Annotated in this window: 2 protein-coding genes and 1 pseudogene; all 3 read left to right on the top strand. The window is 39.8% G+C overall.

Annotation, left to right across the window (positions count from 1 at the left end):
- Positions 1-66 precede the first annotated feature (66 nt).
- Positions 67-324: pseudogene (locus tag AC1EK4_RS11840) on the top strand (helicase); the annotation flags it as partial.
- 428 nt (positions 325-752) lie between these two features.
- A complete protein-coding gene (locus AC1EK4_RS11845) occupies positions 753-1,376 on the top strand; it encodes a DUF6088 family protein (RefSeq protein WP_004331523.1) in 624 nt (207 codons plus the stop codon).
- Positions 1,373-2,398 (top strand): nucleotidyl transferase AbiEii/AbiGii toxin family protein, encoded by a 1,026-nt coding sequence (locus AC1EK4_RS11850; RefSeq protein WP_007441848.1) that lies wholly within the window; start codon positions 1,373-1,375, stop codon positions 2,396-2,398. The genes AC1EK4_RS11845 and AC1EK4_RS11850 overlap by 4 nt, the downstream gene beginning before the upstream one ends.
- The last annotated feature ends 324 nt before the right edge of the window (positions 2,399-2,722 follow it).

The following is a 2,722-nucleotide window of genomic DNA, read 5'->3' on the forward strand; positions in this document are numbered from 1 at the left end:
TCACCTTATCAGATTATATATTCTGCTTTTTATTAGTAATCAGTCGATTACATTCACCCCCATTACTTTTATGCGGAGATTTGCGATTTCCGCACAGCAAAGGATATAGGCATCGATCGTCCCGAAAAAAACGAGATACTCCATAACATTCCGCCGACACCTGAACAGGAGGAGTTTATCGGCAAGTTGATGGAGTTTGCCAAAAACGGTGATGCCACGCTTTTGGGGCGTGCGCCGTTGAGCGAGAGTGAGGAAAAGGCAAAGATGCTGATTGCAACTGATTACGCCCGCAAAAGGTTCAAGAAACTTGTATCTTTCAGATAATCAATAGAGCAGGAAAGAGTGTAGGGCAAAAGGGTTACGAGTTGGAAACGAGCAAGTTTCTTTTCCTATCTTCATTCTGCAGTGCTTCAAAGAACTCTCTATTTAATATCTGCAAAGATATAAAATCTACTCAAGATGGTATGCTAGATTTCGAGTTCATAGATTCAAATTTCACTGCATAAAAAGGGTAAAACTATGAACGTCAAGTGCGATTTCCAGTAGTAAGCGCAAAACGAAGCGTACAAAAGTACCCTCCCTTGGAGGTAGTTCCAGAGGTGGGTCAAAAGATTTAAATGGAATGAGCTAACTCCCTACGAAGTTTTTTCCCTACATTTGTAACTGTGTTGCACTTGACACTGGAAGGTGCCGAGGCAAGAGCGGGTTGCTTAACATTTTGCCATGTCACAAATATGAACTATATTTGTGACATGGGAAAGCAATTAAAAAGTACACATCAGCTTATCAAAGAGGCTGTTATTGATTCTGGAGAAGGGTCGATACTTTACCCTAACCAGTTTGCTCCTTGTGGCGATAGCACCGCTATAAGACAGGTGCTTAGTCGCATGACCAAAGAGGGTTATCTTGTGAGGTTGGCTCATGGGCTCTATTATTATCCTAAGGTGGACACCAAGTGGGGGACTGGTATTATTTATCCTTCCATTGAAGAGGTGGCTAGGATAATTGAAGAAAGGGACAAAATCACACTTATACCCTCTGGCACTTATGTCCTAAATAAATTAGGTCTTTCAACTCAAATCCCAATGAATGTAGTGTACATCACTAATGGATCACCACGAACAATAAAGCTGGGAAAGGGTCGAGGCATTCAGCTGAAAAGGTCTAATGATATGAACAATTTTGCATACACCTCAGAGTTGGTACGTATGCTTGTTTTTGCCTTAAGAGAGATTGGGCAAGGTAATCTAACGGAGGTGCATAAGAGCATTCTAAAAAAACATCTCCGCTCAATTTCAGAGGAAGAATATAAGAGGGATATTCACTTGGCTCCACAATGGATACAAGATGAACTAAACAGACTGAGAGAACAATGATATTTACAGACTTATCAAAAGAGGAGCAAAGAGAAGTACTGGAAATTGTCAGGCCACGAATTGGTGATATCCCTCTTAGTGTAATAGAGAAAGACTGGTGGGTAACTATGGTACTTCGAGCCCTATTTTCCTTACACTATGCGGATCAGCTCTCTTTCAAGGGTGGTACTTCACTCAGTAAGTGTTGGAATCTGATTAAACGCTTTTCCGAAGATATTGATATTGCAATTAATCGTGAGTATTTAGGGTTTGCTGGTCAGCTCTCTAAAACACAGATAAGTGACAAGCTAAGAAGAGCCTCATGCTCTTTTACAAGAGAAATGCTAAAGACTGATTTGGAGAAAGCGTTAGCAAGTCTATCAATTGACCCTTCGCTTTTTGAAGTAAGTGTCAATGTTACTTCTATTTCCACTACAGATCCAGAGGTGATAGAGGTTGCATATGAGTCGCTTTTTTCCGAGGAGACTGATTATCTCAAACCTGTCGTTAAAATAGAAGTAAGCGGACGCTCTATGTCGGAGCCTTTAGAAAGTGTAATGACTAATTCTTGGATTGAGCAGTATATGCCTAATACACCATTTGTGCAAAAGGAGTTTAAGGTCTTAGCTGTCAGTCCTGAACGAACATTTATAGAGAAACTTTGTCTGCTACACGAAGAGTTCGCAAAAAAGGAGTTTTCCTCAATCAGATCCGAAAGAATGAGCAGGCACCTATACGATGTCTACAAGATTTCTAAGACAGAAATCGCCACAAGAGCCTTAAGTGATCCAACGTTATACGCCTCAATAGTGCAGCATCGTAGTATGTTTATAGGACTGAAAGGTTTTGACTACCGAACGCTTGCTCCACAGAAGTTATCTATTGTACCACCGAAAGAAGTTCTTGATGAGTGGAGATCAGATTACGTCGCCATGTCTCAAGATATGATTTACGAAGAGACACCAAGCTTTGATAGTCTCTTGAATGAAATAACTGAACTAAATAAGAGCATAAATAAAATTGCTTGGACATTATCTTTATAGCTTTCCATATACTTACCTATTTATCCAGACTATAGTTTACCGTACCCTTTAGCCCTTATATTGAGAATGTGTGCTTCGCAAAAAAACTAGGCTATAAAACTCCCTATGAAGTTTTTTTCCTACCTTTGTAACTGCGTTGCACTTGACACTGGAATGTGCGACCTCGAAAAAAACTAGGCTATAAAACTCCCTATGAAGTTTTTTTCCTACATTTGTAACTGTGTTGCACTTGACACTGGAATGTGCGAAAGTTAAAAAATCCTCCCACTTTTGTTAGATATATTTTTTTGTGTAATTTTGTAATCGTTATGCGGCAGTAATAAT

This window comes from Prevotella sp. C0026C3 (genome assembly GCF_056590795.1).

Excerpts from the sequence above, each read along its gene's own strand:
- AC1EK4_RS11845 (WP_004331523.1), top strand. The coding sequence starts at position 753 with ATGGGAAAGCAATTAAAAAGTACACATCAGCTTATCAAAGAGGCTGTT.
- AC1EK4_RS11850 (WP_007441848.1), top strand. The coding sequence starts at position 1,373 with ATGATATTTACAGACTTATCAAAAGAGGAGCAAAGAGAAGTACTGGAA.